22 protein-coding genes are annotated in these 19040 nt (G+C 65.6%); 15 read left to right on the top strand and 7 right to left on the bottom strand.

Annotation, left to right across the window (positions count from 1 at the left end; translation table 11 throughout):
• The first annotated feature begins 10 nt into the window (after window positions 1-10).
• The 4 genes from livM to N2605_RS22110 all read left to right on the top strand — a co-directional run bounded on the left by livM (window position 11) and on the right by N2605_RS22110 (window position 4163).
• The gene (livM, locus tag N2605_RS22095; protein WP_260343166.1) at window positions 11-1330 is read left to right on the top strand and encodes a high-affinity branched-chain amino acid ABC transporter permease LivM; all 1320 of its coding nucleotides are present in this window, start codon (window positions 11-13) and stop codon (window positions 1328-1330) included.
• Window positions 1327-2160, top strand: a complete 834-nt coding sequence (locus tag N2605_RS22100; protein WP_036043573.1) for an ABC transporter ATP-binding protein — start codon at window positions 1327-1329, stop codon at window positions 2158-2160. Before livM ends, N2605_RS22100 begins: the two co-directional genes overlap by 4 nt.
• Window positions 2157-2894 (top strand): ABC transporter ATP-binding protein, encoded by a 738-nt coding sequence (locus N2605_RS22105; protein WP_025037253.1) that lies wholly within the window; start codon window positions 2157-2159, stop codon window positions 2892-2894. The genes N2605_RS22100 and N2605_RS22105 overlap by 4 nt, the downstream gene beginning before the upstream one ends.
• A 150-nt stretch (window positions 2895-3044) precedes the next feature.
• Entirely contained in the window at window positions 3045-4163 is a 1119-nt protein-coding gene (locus N2605_RS22110) for a branched-chain amino acid ABC transporter substrate-binding protein (protein ID WP_036012868.1), read from the top strand.
• A 94-nt stretch (window positions 4164-4257) separates the two neighbouring features.
• On the opposite strand, the gene N2605_RS22115 is transcribed toward N2605_RS22110, so the two are convergent.
• A complete protein-coding gene (locus tag N2605_RS22115; protein WP_128264566.1) occupies window positions 4258-4644 on the bottom strand; it encodes a response regulator in 387 nt (128 codons plus the stop codon).
• Window positions 4645-4879: 235 nt separating this feature from the next.
• Here N2605_RS22115 and N2605_RS22120 point away from each other — a divergent pair, with 235 nt between their 5' ends.
• The 3 genes from N2605_RS22120 to N2605_RS22130 are packed head-to-tail and all read left to right on the top strand — an operon-like array spanning window position 4880 to window position 9008.
• Window positions 4880-7693 (top strand): PAS domain S-box protein, encoded by a 2814-nt coding sequence (locus N2605_RS22120; protein WP_260343170.1) that lies wholly within the window; start codon window positions 4880-4882, stop codon window positions 7691-7693.
• Between the two features lie 55 nt (window positions 7694-7748).
• Window positions 7749-8747 carry a P1 family peptidase gene (locus tag N2605_RS22125; protein ID WP_036027803.1) on the top strand — a complete coding sequence of 333 codons (999 nt, stop codon included), beginning with the start codon at window positions 7749-7751 and terminating at the stop codon, window positions 8745-8747.
• Window positions 8748-8795: 48 nt separating this feature from the next.
• The gene (locus N2605_RS22130) at window positions 8796-9008 is read left to right on the top strand and encodes a KTSC domain-containing protein (protein WP_036027804.1); all 213 of its coding nucleotides are present in this window, start codon (window positions 8796-8798) and stop codon (window positions 9006-9008) included.
• A gap of 13 nt (window positions 9009-9021) precedes the next feature.
• Here N2605_RS22130 and N2605_RS22135 read toward each other — a convergent pair whose 3' ends face one another.
• Window positions 9022-9774 carry an EF-hand domain-containing protein gene (locus tag N2605_RS22135; protein ID WP_036027805.1) on the bottom strand — a complete coding sequence of 251 codons (753 nt, stop codon included), beginning with the start codon at window positions 9772-9774 and terminating at the stop codon, window positions 9022-9024.
• A 255-nt stretch (window positions 9775-10029) separates the two neighbouring features.
• Between N2605_RS22135 and rpe the strand changes: the two genes are divergently transcribed.
• From rpe to N2605_RS22160, 5 genes are all read left to right on the top strand, one after another.
• Window positions 10030-10731, top strand: coding sequence for a ribulose-phosphate 3-epimerase (gene rpe, locus N2605_RS22140; RefSeq protein WP_036012875.1), 702 nt, complete (start codon window positions 10030-10032; stop codon window positions 10729-10731).
• A 47-nt stretch (window positions 10732-10778) separates the two neighbouring features.
• Window positions 10779-11378, top strand: a complete 600-nt coding sequence (locus N2605_RS22145; RefSeq protein WP_036027807.1) for a hypothetical protein — start codon at window positions 10779-10781, stop codon at window positions 11376-11378.
• A gap of 89 nt (window positions 11379-11467) precedes the next feature.
• Window positions 11468-11608 carry a hypothetical protein gene (locus tag N2605_RS22150; protein ID WP_167361692.1) on the top strand — a complete coding sequence of 47 codons (141 nt, stop codon included), beginning with the start codon at window positions 11468-11470 and terminating at the stop codon, window positions 11606-11608.
• A gap of 5 nt (window positions 11609-11613) precedes the next feature.
• Complete coding sequence (locus N2605_RS22155) at window positions 11614-11793, top strand: hypothetical protein (RefSeq protein WP_036027809.1); 180 nt, start codon at window positions 11614-11616, stop codon at window positions 11791-11793.
• 21 nt (window positions 11794-11814) lie between these two features.
• The gene (locus N2605_RS22160; protein ID WP_036012880.1) at window positions 11815-12003 is read left to right on the top strand and encodes a hypothetical protein; all 189 of its coding nucleotides are present in this window, start codon (window positions 11815-11817) and stop codon (window positions 12001-12003) included.
• 27 nt (window positions 12004-12030) lie between these two features.
• Here N2605_RS22160 and N2605_RS22165 read toward each other — a convergent pair whose 3' ends face one another.
• The 5 genes from N2605_RS22165 to N2605_RS22185 form a co-directional block, all read right to left on the bottom strand.
• Entirely contained in the window at window positions 12031-13464 is a 1434-nt protein-coding gene (locus tag N2605_RS22165; protein WP_260343172.1) for a serine/threonine protein kinase, read from the bottom strand.
• Between the two features lie 3 nt (window positions 13465-13467).
• Complete coding sequence (locus N2605_RS22170; protein ID WP_057029497.1) at window positions 13468-14208, bottom strand: metallophosphoesterase family protein; 741 nt, start codon at window positions 14206-14208, stop codon at window positions 13468-13470.
• Between the two features lie 118 nt (window positions 14209-14326).
• Complete coding sequence (locus N2605_RS22175; RefSeq protein WP_036027815.1) at window positions 14327-14932, bottom strand: hypothetical protein; 606 nt, start codon at window positions 14930-14932, stop codon at window positions 14327-14329.
• Window positions 14925-15611 carry a hypothetical protein gene (locus N2605_RS22180; protein ID WP_036012886.1) on the bottom strand — a complete coding sequence of 229 codons (687 nt, stop codon included), beginning with the start codon at window positions 15609-15611 and terminating at the stop codon, window positions 14925-14927. The genes N2605_RS22175 and N2605_RS22180 overlap by 8 nt, the downstream gene beginning before the upstream one ends.
• Window positions 15608-16378 carry a MotA/TolQ/ExbB proton channel family protein gene (locus tag N2605_RS22185; protein WP_057029496.1) on the bottom strand — a complete coding sequence of 257 codons (771 nt, stop codon included), beginning with the start codon at window positions 16376-16378 and terminating at the stop codon, window positions 15608-15610. The genes N2605_RS22180 and N2605_RS22185 overlap by 4 nt, the downstream gene beginning before the upstream one ends.
• A 198-nt stretch (window positions 16379-16576) precedes the next feature.
• Between N2605_RS22185 and N2605_RS22190 the strand changes: the two genes are divergently transcribed.
• The 3 genes from N2605_RS22190 (at window position 16577) to N2605_RS22200 (ending at window position 19015) form a co-directional block, all read left to right on the top strand.
• Window positions 16577-17947, top strand: a complete 1371-nt coding sequence (locus N2605_RS22190; protein WP_036012890.1) for a sensor histidine kinase — start codon at window positions 16577-16579, stop codon at window positions 17945-17947.
• A gap of 7 nt (window positions 17948-17954) precedes the next feature.
• Window positions 17955-18608, top strand: coding sequence for a response regulator (locus N2605_RS22195; RefSeq protein ID WP_036027820.1), 654 nt, complete (start codon window positions 17955-17957; stop codon window positions 18606-18608).
• A gap of 110 nt (window positions 18609-18718) precedes the next feature.
• On the top strand, window positions 18719-19015 hold the full coding sequence (locus N2605_RS22200) for a hypothetical protein (RefSeq protein ID WP_109143242.1): 297 nt from the start codon (window positions 18719-18721) through the stop codon (window positions 19013-19015).
• Window positions 19016-19040 lie beyond the last annotated feature (25 nt).

A 19040-nucleotide genomic window follows, 5' to 3' on the forward strand; every position in this document is an offset into this window, starting at 1 on the left:
GACCGGCCGCGTGACAGCACCCTCCACCCACACGACCAAACCTGCAACGAGCCTCCCCGCTCTCCTCAAGACCGCCGTCATCAACGCAGTGATCGCGCTGGTGCTGTTTTCGCTGATGGTCGGCGTCCGCACCGAGGCGGGCTCCGACGGCCAGCTCACCTACTGGACGCGTTTCGGCGAGCTCGCTTCCCTCGTCGCCGCCGTGTTCGGCGGCTCGATCGTGATCGAGCTGCTCAGACAATGGATCGGCCCGGCCGGCACGGAGAAGCTGGTGCCGCCAGCGTTGCAGAAGGGCGTGTCGCTGGTCGGCCGCTACCTTGCGCCCGCGCTGCTGATCTTCACGCTGCTGGTGCCCGTGATCTTCTATAACCAGCGCTACATCCTCGACCTCGCCATTCTCGTGCTCACTTATGTGATGCTCGGCTGGGGCCTCAACGTCGTGGTCGGGCTCGCCGGCCTGCTCGATCTCGGCTACGTCGCGTTCTATGCCGTCGGCGCCTATTCCTACGCGCTGCTCGCCACCAATTTCGGCTGGTCGTTCTGGATTTGCCTGCCGCTCGCCGGCATCCTCGCCGCGTTCTGGGGCGTGCTGCTCGGCTTCCCCGTGCTGCGCCTGCGCGGCGACTACCTCGCCATCGTGACGCTCGCCTTCGGCGAGATCATCCGCCTCGTCCTGATCAACTGGCAGGATCTGACCGGGGGACCGAACGGCGTGTCCGGTATTCCGCGTCCGACCCTGTTCGGCATTCCGCTGAGCAACACTGACGATGGGCTGGCCAACAAGCTCGGCATCGAGTACTCGGCGACCCACCGTATCGTCTTCCTGTTCTATCTGATCCTGGCGCTGGCGCTGCTCACCAATTGGGCGACGATCCGCCTGCGCCGGCTGCCGATCGGGCGTGCCTGGGAAGCCTTGCGCGAGGACGAGGTCGCCTGCCGCGCGCTCGGCATCAACACCACGACGACCAAGCTCACGGCATTTGCGACCGGCGCCATGTTCGGCGGCTTCGCCGGTGCGTTCTTCGCCACCCGCCAGGGCTTCATCAGCCCGGAATCCTTTACCTTCCAGGAATCGGCGCTGGTGCTCGCCATCGTCGTGCTCGGCGGCATGGGCTCGCAGCTGGGCGTCGCGCTCGCCGCGCTGGCGATGATCGGCGGCTTCGAGCTGTTCCGCGGCCTCGAGACCTATCGTATGCTGGTGTTCGGCTGGGCCATGGTGCTGATCATGATCTGGCGGCCACGCGGCCTGGTCGGCCATCGCGCGCCGACCGTTTATCTGAAGAAGGCGCAGGCCATCTCCTCCGACCTCGTCAAGGAAGGACACGGATGAGCGGCGACAAGATCCTCAGCGTCGACCGGCTAACCATGCGCTTCGGCGGCATCGTCGCCGTGCAGGATCTCTCGTTCGCCGCGGAGCGGAAGAAGATCACCGCGCTGATCGGGCCGAACGGCGCCGGCAAGACCACGGTGTTCAACTGCATCACCGGCTTCTACAAGCCGACCGGCGGCGCCATCCGCCTCACCCACGATGACGGCAAGGAAATCGCGCTCCAGCGGCTCAACGACTTCCGTATCGCCAAGCAGGCCAAGGTCGCGCGCACGTTCCAGAACATCCGCCTGTTTCCCGGGATGACCGTGCTCGAAAACCTGATGGTGGCGCAGCACAACATGCTGATGCGCGCCTCGGGCTTCACCTTGCTCGGCCTTGTCGGCGCGCCCGCCTATCGCGACGCAGAAAAGCGCGCGATTGATCTCGCCTCCGACTGGCTGAAGCGGGTCAACCTGCTGGACCGCGCCGACGACGCGGCCGGCAATCTCGCCTATGGCGATCAGCGCCGCCTCGAGATCGCGCGCGCGATGTGCACCGAGCCCGCACTGCTGTGCCTCGACGAACCGGCTGCCGGCCTCAACGCGCGAGAGAGCGCCGCGTTGAACGAGCTCCTGCTTTCGATCCGCAACGACCTGGGAACGTCGATCCTCCTGATCGAGCATGACATGTCGGTGGTGATGGAGATCTCCGACCACATCGTGGTGATGGATCACGGCGTGAAGATCGCACAAGGCACGCCGCGCGAGGTGCGCGACGATCCCAAGGTGATCGCCGCCTATCTCGGCACCGACGAGGAAGAGGCCGTGGCCGTCATGGAGAGCGGATCGTGACGGCGGCATCCCCCCTGCTCGCGATCCGGGGCCTGCGCGCGGCCTACGGCAAGATCGAGGCCTTGAAGGGCGTCGACGTCGACATCAATTCCGGCGAGATCGTGGCGCTGATCGGCGCCAACGGCGCCGGCAAGTCGACGCTGATGATGACCATCTTCGGCAAGCCGCGCGCCCGCGCCGGGCAGATCCTGTACGAGGGCAAGGACATCACGGCCGTCCCGACCCACGAGATCGCCCATTTGCGCATCGCGCAGTCGCCCGAAGGCCGCCGCATCTTCCCGCGCATGAGCGTCGCCGAGAACCTCCAGATGGGGGCCGACGTCACCGAGAGCACGCCGGCGGAACGGGAGAGCACACTCGAGCGCGTGTTCGCCCTGTTTCCCCGCCTGAAGGAACGTTTCGCCCAGCGCGGCGGAACCCTGTCCGGCGGCGAGCAGCAGATGCTGGCCATCGGCCGCGCCTTGATGAGCCGCCCTCGCCTGCTCCTGCTCGATGAACCCTCGCTGGGGCTCGCCCCGCTGATCGCGCGGCAGATTTTCGACGCCATCCGCACGCTGAACCGGCAGGACGGCCTGACCGTGCTGATCGTCGAGCAGAACGCCAACCACGCCCTCAAGCTGGCCCATCGCGGCTATGTCATGGTCAACGGCCTGATCACGCTGGCCGGCAGCGGCGCCGAATTGCTGCAGCGCCCCGAAATCCGCGCCGCTTATCTGGAAGGCGGCCGGCACTGACCGGCCCCGCCTGCGCGAGAATGCGGCTAGATATCTTGGCGTATGCCCGTATTTTGCCGGTGACTTCTCCTCGAATTCATTCAAGAATGGCGCCGGTTTGAACCGGGCATGCCCGGCAACTTCCACAGGCGACCACCCGCGAGGTATCTCATGAAATCACTGAAGCTCATCGGTCTGGCATTCGGCGCATCGCTCGCGCTATCGAGCGCGGCATTCGCGCAGGATGTCACCGTCGCAGTCGCAGGCCCGATGACCGGCGGCGAGTCCGCCTTCGGCCGCCAGATGAAGAACGGCGCCGAGATGGCCGTCGCCGACATCAACGCCGCCGGTGGCGTCAACGGCAAGAAGCTCGCGCTCAACGCCGAGGACGACGCCTGCGATCCGAAACAGGCCCGCTCGATCGCGGAAAAGATCGCCGGCGCCAAGATCCCGTTCGTCGCCGGCCATTTCTGCTCGTCGTCTTCGATCCCGGCCTCTGAAGCCTATGCGGACGGCAACGTCCTGCAAATCACCCCGGCTTCGACCAACCCGCTCTTCACCGAGCGCAAGCTGTGGAACGTGGCGCGAGTCTGCGGCCGCGACGACCAGCAGGGCCTGATCGCCGCGCAGTACATCGCCAAGAACTACAAGGGCAAGAACATCGCGATCCTCAACGACAAGACCACTTACGGCAAGGGTCTTGCCGACGAGACAAAGAAGGCGCTCAACAAGGCCGGCATCACCGAGAAGATGTACGAATCCTACAACAAGGGCGACAAGGACTTCAACGCGATCGTCTCGCGCCTGAAGAAGGACAATGTCGAGCTCGTCTATGTCGGCGGTTACCATCAGGAAGCCGGCCTCATCCTCCGCCAGATGCGCGATCAGGGCATGAAGACGGTGCTGATGTCGGGCGACGCGCTCGCGGACAAGGAGTACGCCTCCATCACCGGTCCCGCCGGCGAAGGCACGCTGTTCACCTTCGGTCCCGACCCGCGCAACAAGCCGACCGCGAAGAAGATCGTCGAGGCGTTCAAGGCCAAGGGCATCGATCCGGAAGGCTATACGCTCTATACCTACGCTGCGCTGCAGGTCTGGACGCAGGCGGTCAAGAAGGCCGGCACCACCGACGCCAAGAAGGTCATGGAGACCATCAAGGCCGGCAAGTGGGACACGGTGCTCGGCCCGATCGAAATTGACGCCAAGGGCGACCTCAAGCAGATCGACTATGTCGTCTACAAGTGGGACGCCAAGGGCAATTACGCCGAGCTCGGCGCCAAGGGCTCTTGATCGAGAATGCTCTTCGGGGATCCCGATCAGCGATCCCCCGAAAGCTCCCGCCATCGCGACCACGCCCCGGCTTGCCGGGGCGTTCTTTTGCCGGTCAGACCGCGGCCGAAATCTCGCCGCCGGCCGCGGCCTGGGCCTTCCGTAGGGCCTGCAGCAGATCGTTCGGCCGAAACGGCTTTTGCAGGCCGACCACGTTGGCGAGGTGGGGCGATTGGTCCATGAAATCGAGTGCCGTCATCCCGGATACCGCAATCACCGGCAGCGCCGGCGCGCGTTCGCGCAAGGCGGTGATGACGTCGACGCCGCTGGTATCACCGAGGAAGATGTCCACAATCGCCGCGTCAAAGCGGCTTTCCGCAAAGGCCTTCAGCCCCGCCGCGCCGGTTTCGGCCTCCACGACCTCGAAATGGTTGACCCGAAGCACGATCGCCACCATCGCGCGGACGTCCTTCTGGTCGTCGATGATGAGAACGCGGGGCATGGGGGCAAACTCCCGATCTCGAAATCAAAATCGCCTGTTTCAAGCCTGGAACCGGCCGCAGCGGCAGGGCATTATGACACCGCCCAGTAAAGTGCCCCTTACCAATCCCTGTTCCGTGCTCTCACCGAAATTAGGTAAGCTGTAACCCTCGGTTGAGTCGTAAACCGGTTCCGTGACCACCTGCGCCCAGAACCCGCTACGATGAACGGACTGCCGGCGAATGAGACTAGCGGAGATGCTCAAGCCCATCGACTCGCGCGAAATGGACGTGCCTGCGCCGATCGACCGAAGCACATTTCTGTCGACCCTGCCGGCCACGTCGGCCGACCGCACTGCAGCATTGACGATTGTCGGTGTGTCCTCGCTCCTGTTCGCCGCAGCCATGCCCTTCGCCGGTATCCCGCTGTTGCCGGTGCCAGCCTTCGTCGCCAGCTATCAATCCGCGCTGGCCGTGAGCGACATCGTCACGGCAGTGCTGCTGCTGTCGCAATTTGCGATCCTGCGCACCCGCGCGCTGCTGTGGCTCGCCAGCGGCTATCTCTTCACCGCCGCGGCGGCGCTGGTTCATGCCCTCACCTTCCCAGGGCTGTTCACCCCGACCGGACTCCTGGGCGCGGGCCGACAGACCACGGTGTGGCTCTACATGATCTGGCACGCCGGCTTTCCGCTCTGCGTGATGGCATATGCCTGGCTGAAGGAGAAAGACGGTGGGCCCCGGATCCGCGGCGCGGTAAGCACCGCGATTTATGCCTGCGGGCTCGGCGTCGTCGGCGCGATGGCGGTCTTCGCCTGGATCGTCACCGCGCAGCACGATCTGTTGCCGGTCCTGTTGAGCGAGGGCCGCTACACGGCGACCATGATCGGCGTCGTGTCCTTCGTGTGGTCGCTGAGCTTTGCCGCGCTGGTCTCGCTCTGGTTCCGCAGGCCGCATACGGTGATTGACATCTGGCTGATGGTGGTCATGTGCGCCTGGCTGTTCGACATCGCCCTGTCGGCGATCGTCAACGTCGCGCGCTTCGATCTCGGATTCTATGCCGGCCGGCTCTACGGCCTCGCCGCGGCGACCTTCGTGCTCGCGGTGCTTCTGATCGAGAATGTCCGCCTCCAGGCGCATACAGTGGGCCTCGTCGGAAAGCTGCGCCAGCAATCGGCCTCGCAACGCGACTATTTCGGCAAGCGCCTCGCGCTGTACGGCGCCGTGGTCGAATCCTCCAATGACGCGATCATCACCAAGTCGCTCGACGGCATCATCACCAGCTGGAACAAGGCCGCCGAAAACCTATTCGGCTACTCCGCCGCCGAGGCCGTCGGCAAGCCGATCGACATCATCGTGCCGCCGGATCGCAAGGGCGAGATCAGAAGCACCCTCAACCAGATCGCCAGCAATGAATCGATCGCCCAGCACGAGACGGTCCGAATCCGCAAAGACGGCCGCCCGCTCGACGTCGTCCTGAACGTCTCGCCGCTGCGGACCGACGATGGAGAGATCATCGGCGCTTCCAAGATCGCCCATGACATCACGGAAGAAAAGCAGGCTAGAGAGAAGCTGCGCCGCGAGACCGAGGAACGCCAGCGGATTTTCGAGACATCGCAGGACCTGATCCTGGTCACCGACGGCTACGGCAATTTCGTCCAGGTCAGCCCGAGCGTGCAGAACATTCTCGGCTACAGCCCCGAGGACATGGTCGGGCACAGCGCGATCGAGTTCATCCATCCCGACGATCTCGAGAAGACGCGGAGCGAGATGCGCGCGGCCCGTCGCGGCGCGGTCAAGCGCAGCTTCGAGGCGCGCTACTACCATTACGACGGTCACGAGGTCACGCTGAACTGGATGGGCACCTGGTCCGAGCCGGTGAAACGCCACTTCTTCATCGGCCGCGACCTCACCGACAAGCAGGCCGCCGAAGCCCAGCTCCGGCAGGTCCAGAAAATGGACTCGATCGGCCAATTGACCGGCGGCGTCGCCCACGACTTCAACAACGTGCTGACCGTGATCACGGGCACGATCGGCATTCTCAGCGACGCGGTCGCCGACCGGCCCGATCTTGCCGCGATCACCAAGCTGATCGACGACGCCGCAGAGCGCGGCGCGCAGCTGACCAAGCACCTGCTCGCCTTCGCCCGCAAGCAGCCGCTGCAGCCGCGCGAGATCGACGTCAACGCACTGGCGCTCGAAGCCGCCAAGCTCTTGCATCCGACGCTCGGCGAGCAGATCACCATCATGCCGCAGCTCACCGAGGATGCCTGGCCGACACTGGTCGACCCGGGCCAGCTCTCCACCGCGATCCTCAATCTCGCGCTGAACGCGCGCGACGCCATGCCCGAGGGCGGCACCCTGGTGCTGGAGACCCGCAACATCTTCCTCGACGACGGCTATGCCAGCATGAACCCCGACGTCGTTGCCGGCAATTACGTGATGATCGCGGTCAGCGACACCGGCACCGGAATTCCTGCCGAGCTGATCGACCGGGTATTCGATCCCTTCTTCACGACCAAGGAGGTTGGCAAGGGCACTGGCCTCGGCCTCAGCATGGTGTTTGGCTTCGTCAAGCAATCGGGCGGGCACATCAAGATCTACAGTGAGGAAGGCCACGGCACGAGCGTGAAGATCTACCTGCCGCGCTCGACCGGTGTGCAGGAGACCGAGTTCGAATCGCTCCAGAATGCGCCAATCACCGGCGGTAACGAGAAGATCCTGATCGTCGAAGACGATGCCTTGGTGCGGCAATATGTCGTGACGCAGGTCAAGAGCCTCGGCTATACCGCGCTCGAGGCCGCCAACGGCGCCGAGGCGCTCAATATCATCGACAGCGACGAGACCATCGACCTGCTGTTCACCGACATCATCATGCCCGGCAACATGAATGGCCGCCAGCTGGCCGACGAAGCCCACAAGCGCCGCCCCGACCTGAAGACGCTGTTCACCTCGGGCTACACCGAGAACGCCATCGTCCATCACGGCCGGCTCGATTCCGGCGTGCTGCTGCTGGCCAAGCCCTACCGCAAGTCCGAGCTCGCCAAGATGCTGAGGACCGCGCTCGCCGGTTGAGCCTGCGGCATTGCTGCGCTATCGCAGATCGTGAATTCTCAAACACGAGGCCGCCTTGAAGAACCTTCTCACCGATATCGCCGGCGTCCGGGTCGGCCACGCCGAAGATCCGAAAGTCGGTTCCGGCGCGACCGCGATCATCTTCGATTCTCCTGCGATCGCCGCGATCGACGTGCGCGGCGGCGGCCCCGGCACGCGCGAGGATGCACTGCTCGATCTCGCCAACACGGTCGAGCGCGTCGACGCTATCGCGCTGTCGGGCGGCTCGGCCTTCGGCCTCGACACCGGCGGCGGCGTGCAGGCCTGGCTCGCCGAGCAGGGCCGCGGCCACCGGGTTCGCGAAGCGCTGATCCCGATCGTGCCGGGGGCGATCCTGTTCGACCTGCTCAATGGCGGCGACAAGGCCTGGGGACGCTTCTCGCCGTATCGCGACCTCGGCTATGCCGCGGCGACTGCCGCCACCAGCGCGGATTTCGCGCTTGGCAGCGCCGGCGCCGGCTTCGGCGCCACCACCGCGACGTTCAAGGGCGGGCTTGGCTCGGCATCGGCCGTGACGGCGAGCGGAATCAAGGTCGCGGCGATCGTCGCCGTCAACGCCGTGGGCAGCGTCACCGTCGGCAATGGCCCGTGGTTCTGGGCGGCGCCGTTCGAGGTGGACAGCGAATTCGGTGGACGCGGCCTGCCGGACAAGTTCACCGAGGACATGCTCCGCATGCGCATCAAGGGCGGTCCTGCCGCGAGCGCGCGCGAGAACACCACCATCGGCGCCGTCGTGACCAACGCGGTGCTGACCAAGCCCCAGGCCAAGCGGCTGGCGATGATCGCGCATACCGGCTTCGCCCGCGCGATCTATCCGGTGCATGCGCCGACCGACGGCGACGTGCTGTTCGCCGCCGCCACCTGTGAAACGCCGATCGAGCCGCTGGTTGGCCTCACCGAGCTCGGCACGATCGCCGCCAACGTGGTCGCCCGCGCGATCGCCCGCGGCGTCTACAGCGCGACGGCCCTACCGTTTCCGGGCGCGCAGGCGGCTTGGAAGGACCGGTTCGGCTAGAAACGAAACCGTCACCCAAGCGTTACCCGGCGGACAAGGTGTGCGGCCATGCCCTCTTCCGTGATCCGCTTTTTTCGCTATGCGCCAGAGAGACGCGAACTGAAGGTGACGTTCGTCAGCGGGCGCCTCTATGTCTATGAGGATGTTCCGCCCGAGATCGCTGCTGCGTTCAGGGATGCGCGCGCAAAAGGAACGTTCTTCAATCGCGAGATCCGCGACCGCTATGCCTGTCGTGACATCACCCACGAACTTGCCGGGTAACTTCGGGACGCGCTCACACGCTGATCGACATCGATGAAGCTGCTGATCCCGCAGTGGCCTGCGCCTGGCGCTGCATCATCTGCCCGAACCAATCATAAGGCGAATTGCCGCCACTTTTCGCATTCGACGAGCCGGCGGCGCCCGGCACCGTGGTCGACATCTTGAAGCCGTCGGCATAGGTGACGATGGTGGTGGTCGAGCCGTCGGCATTGGTCGTCGTGGTCGACGTCGAACCGCGGCTGGGTTGCGACGAGGAATCCGAGCCATCGCCCGCGCCTTCCGCGTGATCACGGCCGTGACCGCCCCTCAGCGCCTTCGTCATCTCGCCGAGATTGACGCTGCCATCCGCATTCGCGTCCATCTTCGAAAACACGTCGTCGGCCTGGGCCAGGTTGGTGCCGCCCGCGCCGAGCGCGTCCTCGAACTCGGACTTGGTGATTTTGCCGTCGCCATCCACGTCGATCTGCGAGAACAGATCCTTCAGCGCAGCCTCCCGGCCCTTCGACGTCGAGGATGTGCCGTTGGCCGACTGGCCCTGCGCCGCGAACAGCGCATTCATCGTCTCCGCCGAGATCTGCGGATATTTACCTGCATTGACCGACGAGGTCGCGCCGGTCGTGCTGCTGCTGCCGCTGTCGATTGCGAACGGATTGGTCGGCGCGCTCTGCGAGGAGCCGGTCTTGTGCGCCGCCGACGACGATTTCGCGTTCGTCAGCGACTGGATCGCGTCGAGCGCGCTCGATACCGCACCAAGGGCGAACAACATTGCACAACTCCAACAGGATGCGGCATGCCGCGACCAATGTTCTGCGGCTGAACTCAGCAAGCGCCGTGCCATCGCGAGAAGCTCAACGAATTCCGCATCCGTCGGGTCGTGCAGGCCGCGGGAACATCGGCAATTCATGCCGCCGGCGGCAGAAATTTCCGCCCACAGGAAGCGCGCCCCTCCTGCATTGCCCGCCACAAGAGCCCATGTTAGGCGAGGCCATTCGTCGTCCGTCCGCCCCCGGGAAAACGCGCCATGACCCAAGCTTTCGCCCCCCGCCCCCTGGCCATCGCGCCCTCGATCCTGGCCTCGGATTTCTCGAAGCTCGGCGAGGAGGTGCGCAGCGTCGACGCCGCCGGCGCCGACTGGATCCATCTCGACGTGATGGACGGGCACTTCGTTCCGAACATCTCCTACGGTCCTGACGTCATCAGGGCGATGCGCCCGCACACCAAGAAGATCTTCGACGCGCATCTGATGATCTCGCCCTGCGATCCCTATCTCGAGGCCTTCGCGAAGGCCGGCTGCGACCACGTCACCGTGCACGCGGAGGCAGGTCCCCATTTGCACCGCTCGCTCCAGGCCATCCGCGCGCTCGGCAAGAAGGCCGGCGTCTCGCTCAATCCGGCGACGCCGATCAGCGCGCTCGAATACGTCCTCGACCTCGTCGACCTCGTGCTGGTGATGTCGGTCAATCCCGGCTTCGGCGGCCAGGCCTTCATCCCCTCCGCGATCAACAAGATCCGGGACATCCGCGCGATGGTTGCGGGCCGCCCGATCGACATCGAGGTCGACGGCGGCGTCGGCCCCGATGTCGCGGGTGCGCTCGCCGCGGCCGGCGCCAACGCTTTCGTCGCGGGCACCTCGGTGTTCAAAGGCGGCACGCAGGAGGCCTACAAGACCAACATCGCCGCGATCCGCAACGCGGCACTTGGGGCACGCGGCGAGGCGATCTGAGACCATCGCTATCCGAACCGGAGCCGCGGCCGCTACGACCAAGTGGAATGGATAAACTCCGCGCCACTCCGTTTACTGCCGGCCTGCTTCGTCTTCTCGCCGAGTCCCTTCATGATGGAGAGCAAGTGGTCTGGCAGGGGCAGCCCGACGCCATCGCCAACGCGACAATGTGGCGATTTCTCTGGTGGATCGGATTTCCCTGGTTGTTGCTGACCGTCATCGCCGTCAGCAAGGATTGGATCGACCAAGCGACCCAACCTCTGGCAATGATTGGAGTTGGGATGATTGCAGCTCCGTTCGTGATGCTGCTGCAAGACCTGCAGACGCTTTATGTGATCACCGACCGCCGCGCGCTGATCGTGCGCACGGCCTGGAGCAGACGCAGCGTGACCGCTACTTCGTTCGACGCCATGGATGAAGTGTTCGAAATCCTCGACATCGGCGGCGGCGTCGGCCACCTGAACTTTGCGTCAGGGCGCTCGACCCGTTCGCCCGATACCGACTACACCGGGCGCTATGGGTTTCGCTGTGTTCGAGACGCAAGGCGCATCCGGGATATCCTCGATCATGCGCGCACCGGCAAAGTACGTCGGTCGCACGCGGGAAGAACTGCGGCTTCCACGGGTTCTGCAAGGCGCAAAGCTTAAAATTGTAGCCTTGGTCCGTACTCATCCGGACTTCCCTGATTCGCGCAAATCACTGCAAGTGATTCCTGCCTGTTTCGCGGGAGCACATCATGACGACGACCCTGGTTTGGACTGGCGTGGCGTTGTGGATTGGTTTCAGTGCGTTTGTGGTGTTCGGTCCCTCGGCCGGACCGGTCGAGGCCCCGGCACGTCCGGCCCGCAACATCCGTCGCGACCGCACCAGGGGCTGACGTCCATGCAGATCGCACTCGTGAGGCGTCAGCCGAAGCGCCGGTGCCGGATTCCACGGCGCCCGCATCCGAGCCTCGATTATTTCTTCGGCCGCCTCGAGCACGCCGATGGCACGCTGGACGACGATGCCGGGCTCGACAATTCGGACCTCGACCGTTCGCTTGGCTCGCCGCGCCGACACTAAGACCTCTTTTCCGGACCACCCATGAAACCGCATTGCCCGAACTGCCTGAAGGAAATGACCAAGGCGTCCGCGTCGCGTAACCTGTTCAATTGCGAGCCCTGCCGCGAGATCATCCAGTATTTCGGCGGCAGCGCCGATCACGGCGAGCCGGGACCGCAATTCTCCTGGCCGATCCGCCGCAAGCGCGCGTTTGCCGTCCACGCGGCCTGATCCGGCCCGCAAATCGCCCCGGCCGGCCTAACCTTCGCCGGCCTCCGGCCCGCCGCCGTCCCCCGCCAATCGCGGCGGCCGCACCACGGTGACGGTGCAGCTCGCCTCCGAGGCCACCTTGGCCGACACGCTGCCGAGCAGCATGCGCCGGAACGAGCTCTGTCGCGCGCCGATGATGACGTGGTCGACCTGGTTGGCCTTGGCAAACTCCAGGATCGCGGCGGCGGGATCGACCGCCTCCAGCACATGAGCCGACAGCCGGCTCTCGTCCAGCTTGAGCGGCGTTGCCCAATGCCTGAGCGCGACCAGACGATCGATATGCTTGTTGGAGCCCTGCTCGTCCAACGTCCGATCGATCGCAATCCGGTTCAGCTTGAGCACGTTGACGCAGGCAAGCCGCGCCGAGGGCAAGGTGGCGAGGATGCGCTGGGTGGTCACGCGCAGCGCCTCGTTCAGCTCCGGAGCGCCCTCCGCCGTGTCGAGCGCAACGGCGAGGATCGGGCTCGATGCGATCTGGGCTGCGACATCCGATTTCGCGCGCGGCGCCATGACACCCTGGTTGAAGCGCCGGCGCCAGGCGATGCCGAGGGAATCGCGCTTCACCCGCTCCGAGCGCGCGGTGAGCTTGACCTGGTCCGGATAAGCGAGATCGAAGGCAAGCTGGGCCGCGGTCGGATAGCGCCACACCGGCTCGATCTCCAGACAGCGCAACACCACCTCCTGAAGCCAGGGCGGATAATCCGCACGAAGCTTCCGCGGCGGATGCGGATCGCGCCACAGCCGGCGCCGCATCGCCCGCAGCGTCTCGCCCTCGCCGAACGGCCGCTCGCCGGTGGTGAAGAAATAGAGCAGCACGCCGAGCGAAAACACATCGCTGCGCGGATCGTCGCGCACCCCGAGCAGCCGCTCGGGTGCCATATAGGGCGCGGTGCCGTAAGGCAGGCGGAATTCCTCCTGCAACAGGTCCGGCAGGTGGTTGTGATGCGACAGGCCGTAGTCGATCAGCACCGCTTCGCCGCTCTCGCGGAACATGATGCTGCTCGGCTTGATGTCGTGGTGGATCACGTTCTGCCGGTGCAGATCCGCAAGCGCCGTGGCGATTCTGGCGACGAGCTGCCGCGCCTCGTCATAGGGCAGCGGCAGGTCGGGGAGCCGCTTGTACAGCGTGGCACCTGGAATGCGCTCGATCACGACATAGGCTTGGCGGGCGAAATCACCGGTGCCGAAGCAGGCCGGCACGTGCGGCCCCGCCAGCCGCTGCAGGATCATCATCTCCATCTCGAAGGAAACGATCGCGGCGGCGTCCTCGCCCTCCGACACCCGCGGGATCTTCATCAGCAAGGGCACGTCGATGCCGGGATGGGTGACGGTCCACAGCGTCGCCATGCCGCCGGCATGAACGCATTCGCCGATCGTAAAACCGTCGATCTCCGCGCCTGACTTGACCAGGGGTTTGGGCATCCGTCAGCGCCCCTGCAACAAGCGGTCGGCAAGCCAAGGCGGCAGGCCGTTGTCGCGGATCCTGCTCGCTGCGGTCTCGACGTCATAGGGCGCGCGGCAATAGGTGATCTGGCACGACTCGGTGTCGAACAGCACGAAGGCCGCCGACGGATCGCCGTCGCGGGGCTGGCCGACCGAACCGAGCACGGCGAGCCATTGCCGTCCGCGCAGGAGCTGCACGGGGACGTCGGTCTTCGGCACGAAGCTCGTCATCTTCGCCGTCACCGACATCGAATAGAGCGCCGGCCTGTGGATGTGGCCGCAAAAGGTGACGTGGGCCCGTGTCGCAATCAGGCTCTTGGCGGCGTCCACGGTCGAGCGGACATAGTGCCAGCGCTGGGGATGCGAGGCTTCCGCATGCACGAACAGGCGGCCATCGTCCTCCACCTGCATCGGCAATTCGGCCAGAAACCGCCGCTGCGCCGTGTCGAGGCGGCCGCGGGTCCATTCGATCGCGATCTGCGCCTCGGCGTTCATCGTCTCGGCCGTGGAATTGATCGCCTGGTCATGATTGCCGCGCACCGCGACGGCGCCCTGCGCGACCAGCTCCATCGCGGTGTCCACCACCCATTCCGGATCGGCGCCATAGCCGACGAAGTCGCCGAGCAGGACGAAGCCCTCTGCGCCCTTCGCATGCGCGATCTTCAGGCAGGCCTCGAACGCCTGCCTGTTGCCATGGATATCCGAGAAGACAGCGAGAAGCACGCACCCTCCACCCCTCAAATTCTTATTCGGGGCCGATGAGGCCAAATTGAGGGAGGTCAACAGGATGCGCCAGCACTGGGCCGTTTGCCAGCGCTGCTCTGCGGTGATGGTGATGGGCCTATTGCTCGTCCTTGGGCGGCATCCGGGGCGGCGGAATCGGCGTGAATACCGCGTCCTGGGCACCGGCCGGCGGCGCAGTGAACTCGCCGGTCGAGGAATCGCCGCCGCTGGTCTCCAGGATGGTCTTCGGCGTCACATATTCTCGAACCAGGTCGATCAGGCTGCCGTCGCCGCCGCCGAAATCCGCCGCGCGCCCTCCTTGCGGATGTCCGGCCGCGATCTCGTTCTCGGCGGCGTGGGTCTTGTCGGCCAGCCGGTCATTGTACGGCACACGAAAAGCGCGCGGGATGCCGCTCGGGCGATTGTCCTCGTCCAGCGCCTCGACCCAGAGATAGATCGAGCCGGGATCGCCCTCAAGCGAATGCGGCTCGACGATGCGGGCCTTCAGCAGCTTGAAGGTGGTCGGCAGCCGCTCCGTGCTGGCCCAACCGAGCAGGCCGCGCATTTCGGTGAAGCTGACGATGTAGAAGGTGCTGGTCACGACCACGGCGACCGCCTTCAGCGACCAGTGCAGCCGCGCATAGACCAGAACGACCAGCAGCAGCGCGCCGATGACGGCATACGCGACCGATAGCGTCAGGATGACCGTTTGCAGGTTACTCACGGCGTACCCTCGTAGCGTTCCTGCTCACACCGGTCCTGGCATCGAGATCGCCGCCATTGCGCCAGCTGCTGCGGAACGTCTCCAACAGCGATTTCGGCCGCTGATCGACATCGACGACCTTGCCTTCCGCATCGATCCGGAATCGGACCGCGGTCTTCTCGTCGCCGGTGTGGTCGAGCGTGAACTTGTTGTCGAAGATCACCTGCGCGGTCGGATTGAGCTTCTGCACCTTCACACCGGCCGTCACAGGCTCGCCCGTGGTGGCGACGAAATGCGAGACGTTCACGACGTACTCGCCGGCGAGGATGCCACGCACGGTGACGATCTCCTCGCGGATCGGCGAGGCGATCTTCTTGCCGTTGACGATGATGAAATTGTTGGCCCCGCCGCGGTCGTCGCGGTCGAGCGTGAGGAAGCCGGCCTCGCGGTGGCGATACCAGGCGATGTTGCCGGCGGGATCCTGCACGAACAGGTCGAGATCGTCGGGGTGGTTGTCCGGCCAGTCCAGCGTGATCATGAACTCCGCCTTGGAATCGATCTTGCCGTCCTTGGCGTCGGGGGAGACCGCCAGCAGCGCCAGGAAGAACAGGAAGGCGATCACCTGGAGCGCCTTGAACAGCATCACGCCCAGCGGGTCGAACGGCTCCTCGCGCGGATAGAGACCGAAATCATCCATCATGACGGCGTTCCCGAACCCTTGCGCTCCAGCACCGGCGTCACATAGGTCTCGGTCAGCACCACCGCGTCCGAGAACACCCGCTGGGTCGCGGCGTCGAGCATGTAGTACTGGATGCGGATCAGGATCGAGCCGACAAGGCCGGCCAGCGTCGTGTACATCGCGATCGCCATGCCGTCGCTCATCAAGCCCATCGAGGAGCGCATCGCGACCTTGTCGGCGGCGTCCAGCCCCGCGATCGGCGCCAGCATGATGATGAAGCCGATGATGGTGCCGAGCAGACCGAGCTTCATCAGCGTATCGGAGACGAAGGCGCCGAACCCGTTGGAGCCGCGCAAGCGATCGGCGAGATTACGTAGCAGCAGCGTCTGGTCGACCGGCCGGTAGTCCTGCGCCGCGGCCTTGGTAACCAGGCTTTCGATGTGGTCGCGCACCAGACCGCGCGGCAGCGCCACGGCGCTCGCATCGAGCGCCTTGCTGCCGCCCGCTGCCGACAGCACCGCACGGCAGCGCCGCGTCGCCGCCCCTTCCCGCGCGATGGCCCGGGTCCGCAGGAAGCAGTGGCCGCAGGTGAGGACGTAGAGCGCCGCGATCACCGCTGAAATGTAGGTGCGATCCGAGGTCAGCATCAGGTGAATCAGGCCGAAGCGCCACAGCAGCACGACAGCGAAGATCGACAGCCCGGTGAAGATCATCCAGAACAGCAGCGCGCTGCGCTCGGATGGATCGGCAGCCTGGCTTGCGATTGGTCCAATCGTCATCGAACTCATGCTGCACCGCTCCTGGCTTGCAGGCGCCGGCCTGCAACTTGTCCTCACCGATTAGATCAAAGCCGCCGCTTCAGGTCCAAAGACCCATGCCCAATCCGGCTTGGGAAATTTGCCCGAGCTGCAATCCCTAGCGTTCTGCGATTGGCAAGGCACGACGGCGTTGTTAGGCTGACCTTAGCAAACGTCGGGGGTGATCGCATGCGCCTCGTGCTTCAGCTTGTAGCCCGCCTGCTTCTAATCGTAGCGCTGTGCCTGGGAGCCGCGACCGTATGGGCCACGTTCGATGCCTATCGCAGCGTCGATCGGGCGACGGCGGCGTCGGCGCAGCGGGTCGCGCAGGCGCTTCAGGCGCTGTATTGGCGCGAGCTGTTGTTGCGCAGCAGCAGGGCGCGCGAGCATCTCCTGCCGGTTCCGGAGTGGCGCACGCTGGAGACGATGAAGCTGATCTCGCCCGGTGTCTGCGTCGAGTTCCAGCCGGCCGCGGCCTTCGAGAAGCCGCTCTGCGGCCAGAGCGAGGGGCTGGGCAAGACGCCGCCGCGCTGGTTCGCCGCCATCGTGCCGAGCTTCCTCGGCAGCCACGCCGAGGTGGTGCGGCCCGTCAGTCCCCGCGCCGCAGCCGCCGGCGCCGTCGTTGCGACGCCCCATGCGGCCGCCGCGATCGCGCTCGCCTGGGACTACGTCCTCAACGTCATCGACGTCGCGCTGCTGATGGCGGCGGCGATCGCCCTGCTTGCTTCGCTTGCCATCGCGCACGCGCTGGCGCCGGCGCGCGCGATCGTCACCGCGCTTCAGCGCATGGCGCGCGGCCAATATCGCACCAGGCTGCCGCGTTTCCGCTCGATGGAGCTGGCGATGATCGGCAGCGCCGTCGGCGAGCTCGGCGGCCGGCTGGAGGAAGCGACCGAGCAGCGCGCCGCGCTGACGCGCCGCCTGATCGAGATCCGCGACGACGAGCGCCGCGCGCTCGCCCGCGAGCTGCACGACGAGTTCGGGCAGAATCTATCCGCCATTCTCGCCTTCGCCAACACGATCGAGACGGCGAGTACGAAGCAGCACAAGGATGATGGGATCGCGCAGGACGCGCGCATGATCTCGCAGGCGACGCACCATCTGATGGCCTCGCTGCGCGACGCGCTGAACCGGCTGCGCAATCCGCTGCCGGAGGAGCTCGGGCTCGAGGCGAGCCTGGTCAATCTCGTCGACAGCTGGCGCTCGCACAGCGCCGCGCGGCCGGCGATCCAGCTCGATCTCAGGGGCGACCTCACCGACATCAGCGGCCCGGCCGCCACCACCGCCTATCGGGTCGCACAGGAATGCCTGACCAACGCGCTGCGCCACAGTGCAGCGCGCGAGATCTCGCTCCGCGTCGAGCGGCGCGCCGGCGAGGACGATGCGCTGCTGATCCGCGTCGAGGACGACGGCGGCGGCGATGCGGAGCGCGTCGCGCAATCGGCCGGCTTCGGCCTCACCGGAATCCGCGAGCGCGTCACGGCCGCCGGCGGATCGCTGTCGATCCTGCCCGCGAACCGCGGCCTCAGCATCGCCGCCACCATTCCGCTCGCTGCATGAGGCCGGAATGAACGAGGTGGCGGCAACAGGCATCTCCGTGCTGCTGGTCGACGACCATCCGATCGTGCGGCAAGGCTATCGGCGCGTGCTGGAGAGCCAGGGCGATTTGCATGTCGTGGCGGAAGCCGACAACGCCGCCGACGCCTACGGCGCGTTCAAGGCGCATGACCCCGACGTGGTGGTGCTCGACATTTCGATGCCCGGCGCGAGCGGGCTGGAGGCGATCCGCAACATCCGCGCCCGCAGCCCGCGGGCGCGCATTCTCGTCTTCACCATGCACAATGAGGCCGTGCTGGTGAAGGCGGCCTTCGGCGCTGGCGCCTCCGGCTTCGTCACCAAGAGCAGCGAGCCGTCCGCGGTCGTGAACGCCATTCGCAGCGTCGCCCGCGGCGAGCGCGCCATGAGCGATGACATCGCACATGTGCTGGCGGAGGACAGCCTGTCGCCGACCGGCTCGGTGCTGGACCAGTTGGGCGAGCGCGAGATCGAGATTTTGCGCCAGTTCGCCGGCGGCGCCACCACCGAAGAGATCGCGGCGCATCTCAATCTCAGCGTCAAGACCGTGCAAAACTATCACTACCTGATCAAGTCGAAGACCGGCGCGCGCACCGATGCGCAGCTGGTGCGGCTCGCCGCGACCTGCGGGCTGACGAGGATCTAGCAGCAAAGCTGCCGCACTACCCGATCCCTCGACGCTCCTCAATCTGCTGGCGAAATAGGAACGGTTCCGATCCGGCGCCGGTTGGTACGGCAGAGAAGGAGTAAAGGGTCATGAGTAAGGGTCACCACAAAGCAGTCGACCATCCCCCAATCATCACGGTAGGCGAGCTCATCGACGAACTTTGCCGCCTGCCCGACACGGCCGTCGTCCACTTTCGCTGCCCGATGTTCGATCAGGAGCTGACATTCTACCGGCTTCGAAAGCGGTCGAAGGACGCCGTCGAAATCGCAGTCAACGCCTATCCGGATAGTCCGCCGGTGGTGCCGTCGTCCGACCCGGCGCTCAACGCGCGAAGGCACTCGCCGTCGCTGCGCGACGGCGCCCTTCTTCACAAGGCAAGAGGCTGATCGGCGGCACGCGGCTCAGTCCTTG

The organism is Bradyrhizobium yuanmingense, assembly GCF_025200905.1.
Taxonomy (GTDB): domain Bacteria; phylum Pseudomonadota; class Alphaproteobacteria; order Rhizobiales; family Xanthobacteraceae; genus Bradyrhizobium; species Bradyrhizobium yuanmingense.

Excerpts from the sequence above, each read along its gene's own strand:
- N2605_RS22100 (WP_036043573.1), top strand. The coding sequence starts at position 1,327 with ATGAGCGGCGACAAGATCCTCAGCGTCGACCGGCTAACCATGCGCTTC.
- N2605_RS22110 (WP_036012868.1), top strand. The coding sequence starts at position 3,045 with ATGAAATCACTGAAGCTCATCGGTCTGGCATTCGGCGCATCGCTCGCG.
- N2605_RS22115 (WP_128264566.1), bottom strand. The coding sequence starts at position 4,644 with ATGCCCCGCGTTCTCATCATCGACGACCAGAAGGACGTCCGCGCGATG.
- N2605_RS22120 (WP_260343170.1), top strand. The coding sequence starts at position 4,880 with ATGCTCAAGCCCATCGACTCGCGCGAAATGGACGTGCCTGCGCCGATC.
- N2605_RS22130 (WP_036027804.1), top strand. The coding sequence starts at position 8,796 with ATGCCCTCTTCCGTGATCCGCTTTTTTCGCTATGCGCCAGAGAGACGC.
- N2605_RS22135 (WP_036027805.1), bottom strand. The coding sequence starts at position 9,774 with ATGTTGTTCGCCCTTGGTGCGGTATCGAGCGCGCTCGACGCGATCCAG.
- rpe (WP_036012875.1), top strand. The coding sequence starts at position 10,030 with ATGACCCAAGCTTTCGCCCCCCGCCCCCTGGCCATCGCGCCCTCGATC.
- N2605_RS22145 (WP_036027807.1), top strand. The coding sequence starts at position 10,779 with ATGGATAAACTCCGCGCCACTCCGTTTACTGCCGGCCTGCTTCGTCTT.
- N2605_RS22150 (WP_167361692.1), top strand. The coding sequence starts at position 11,468 with ATGACGACGACCCTGGTTTGGACTGGCGTGGCGTTGTGGATTGGTTTC.
- N2605_RS22155 (WP_036027809.1), top strand. The coding sequence starts at position 11,614 with ATGCAGATCGCACTCGTGAGGCGTCAGCCGAAGCGCCGGTGCCGGATT.
- N2605_RS22160 (WP_036012880.1), top strand. The coding sequence starts at position 11,815 with ATGAAACCGCATTGCCCGAACTGCCTGAAGGAAATGACCAAGGCGTCC.
- N2605_RS22165 (WP_260343172.1), bottom strand. The coding sequence starts at position 13,464 with ATGCCCAAACCCCTGGTCAAGTCAGGCGCGGAGATCGACGGTTTTACG.
- N2605_RS22180 (WP_036012886.1), bottom strand. The coding sequence starts at position 15,611 with ATGATGGATGATTTCGGTCTCTATCCGCGCGAGGAGCCGTTCGACCCG.
- N2605_RS22185 (WP_057029496.1), bottom strand. The coding sequence starts at position 16,378 with ATGAGTTCGATGACGATTGGACCAATCGCAAGCCAGGCTGCCGATCCA.
- N2605_RS22190 (WP_036012890.1), top strand. The coding sequence starts at position 16,577 with ATGCGCCTCGTGCTTCAGCTTGTAGCCCGCCTGCTTCTAATCGTAGCG.
- N2605_RS22195 (WP_036027820.1), top strand. The coding sequence starts at position 17,955 with ATGAACGAGGTGGCGGCAACAGGCATCTCCGTGCTGCTGGTCGACGAC.
- N2605_RS22200 (WP_109143242.1), top strand. The coding sequence starts at position 18,719 with ATGAGTAAGGGTCACCACAAAGCAGTCGACCATCCCCCAATCATCACG.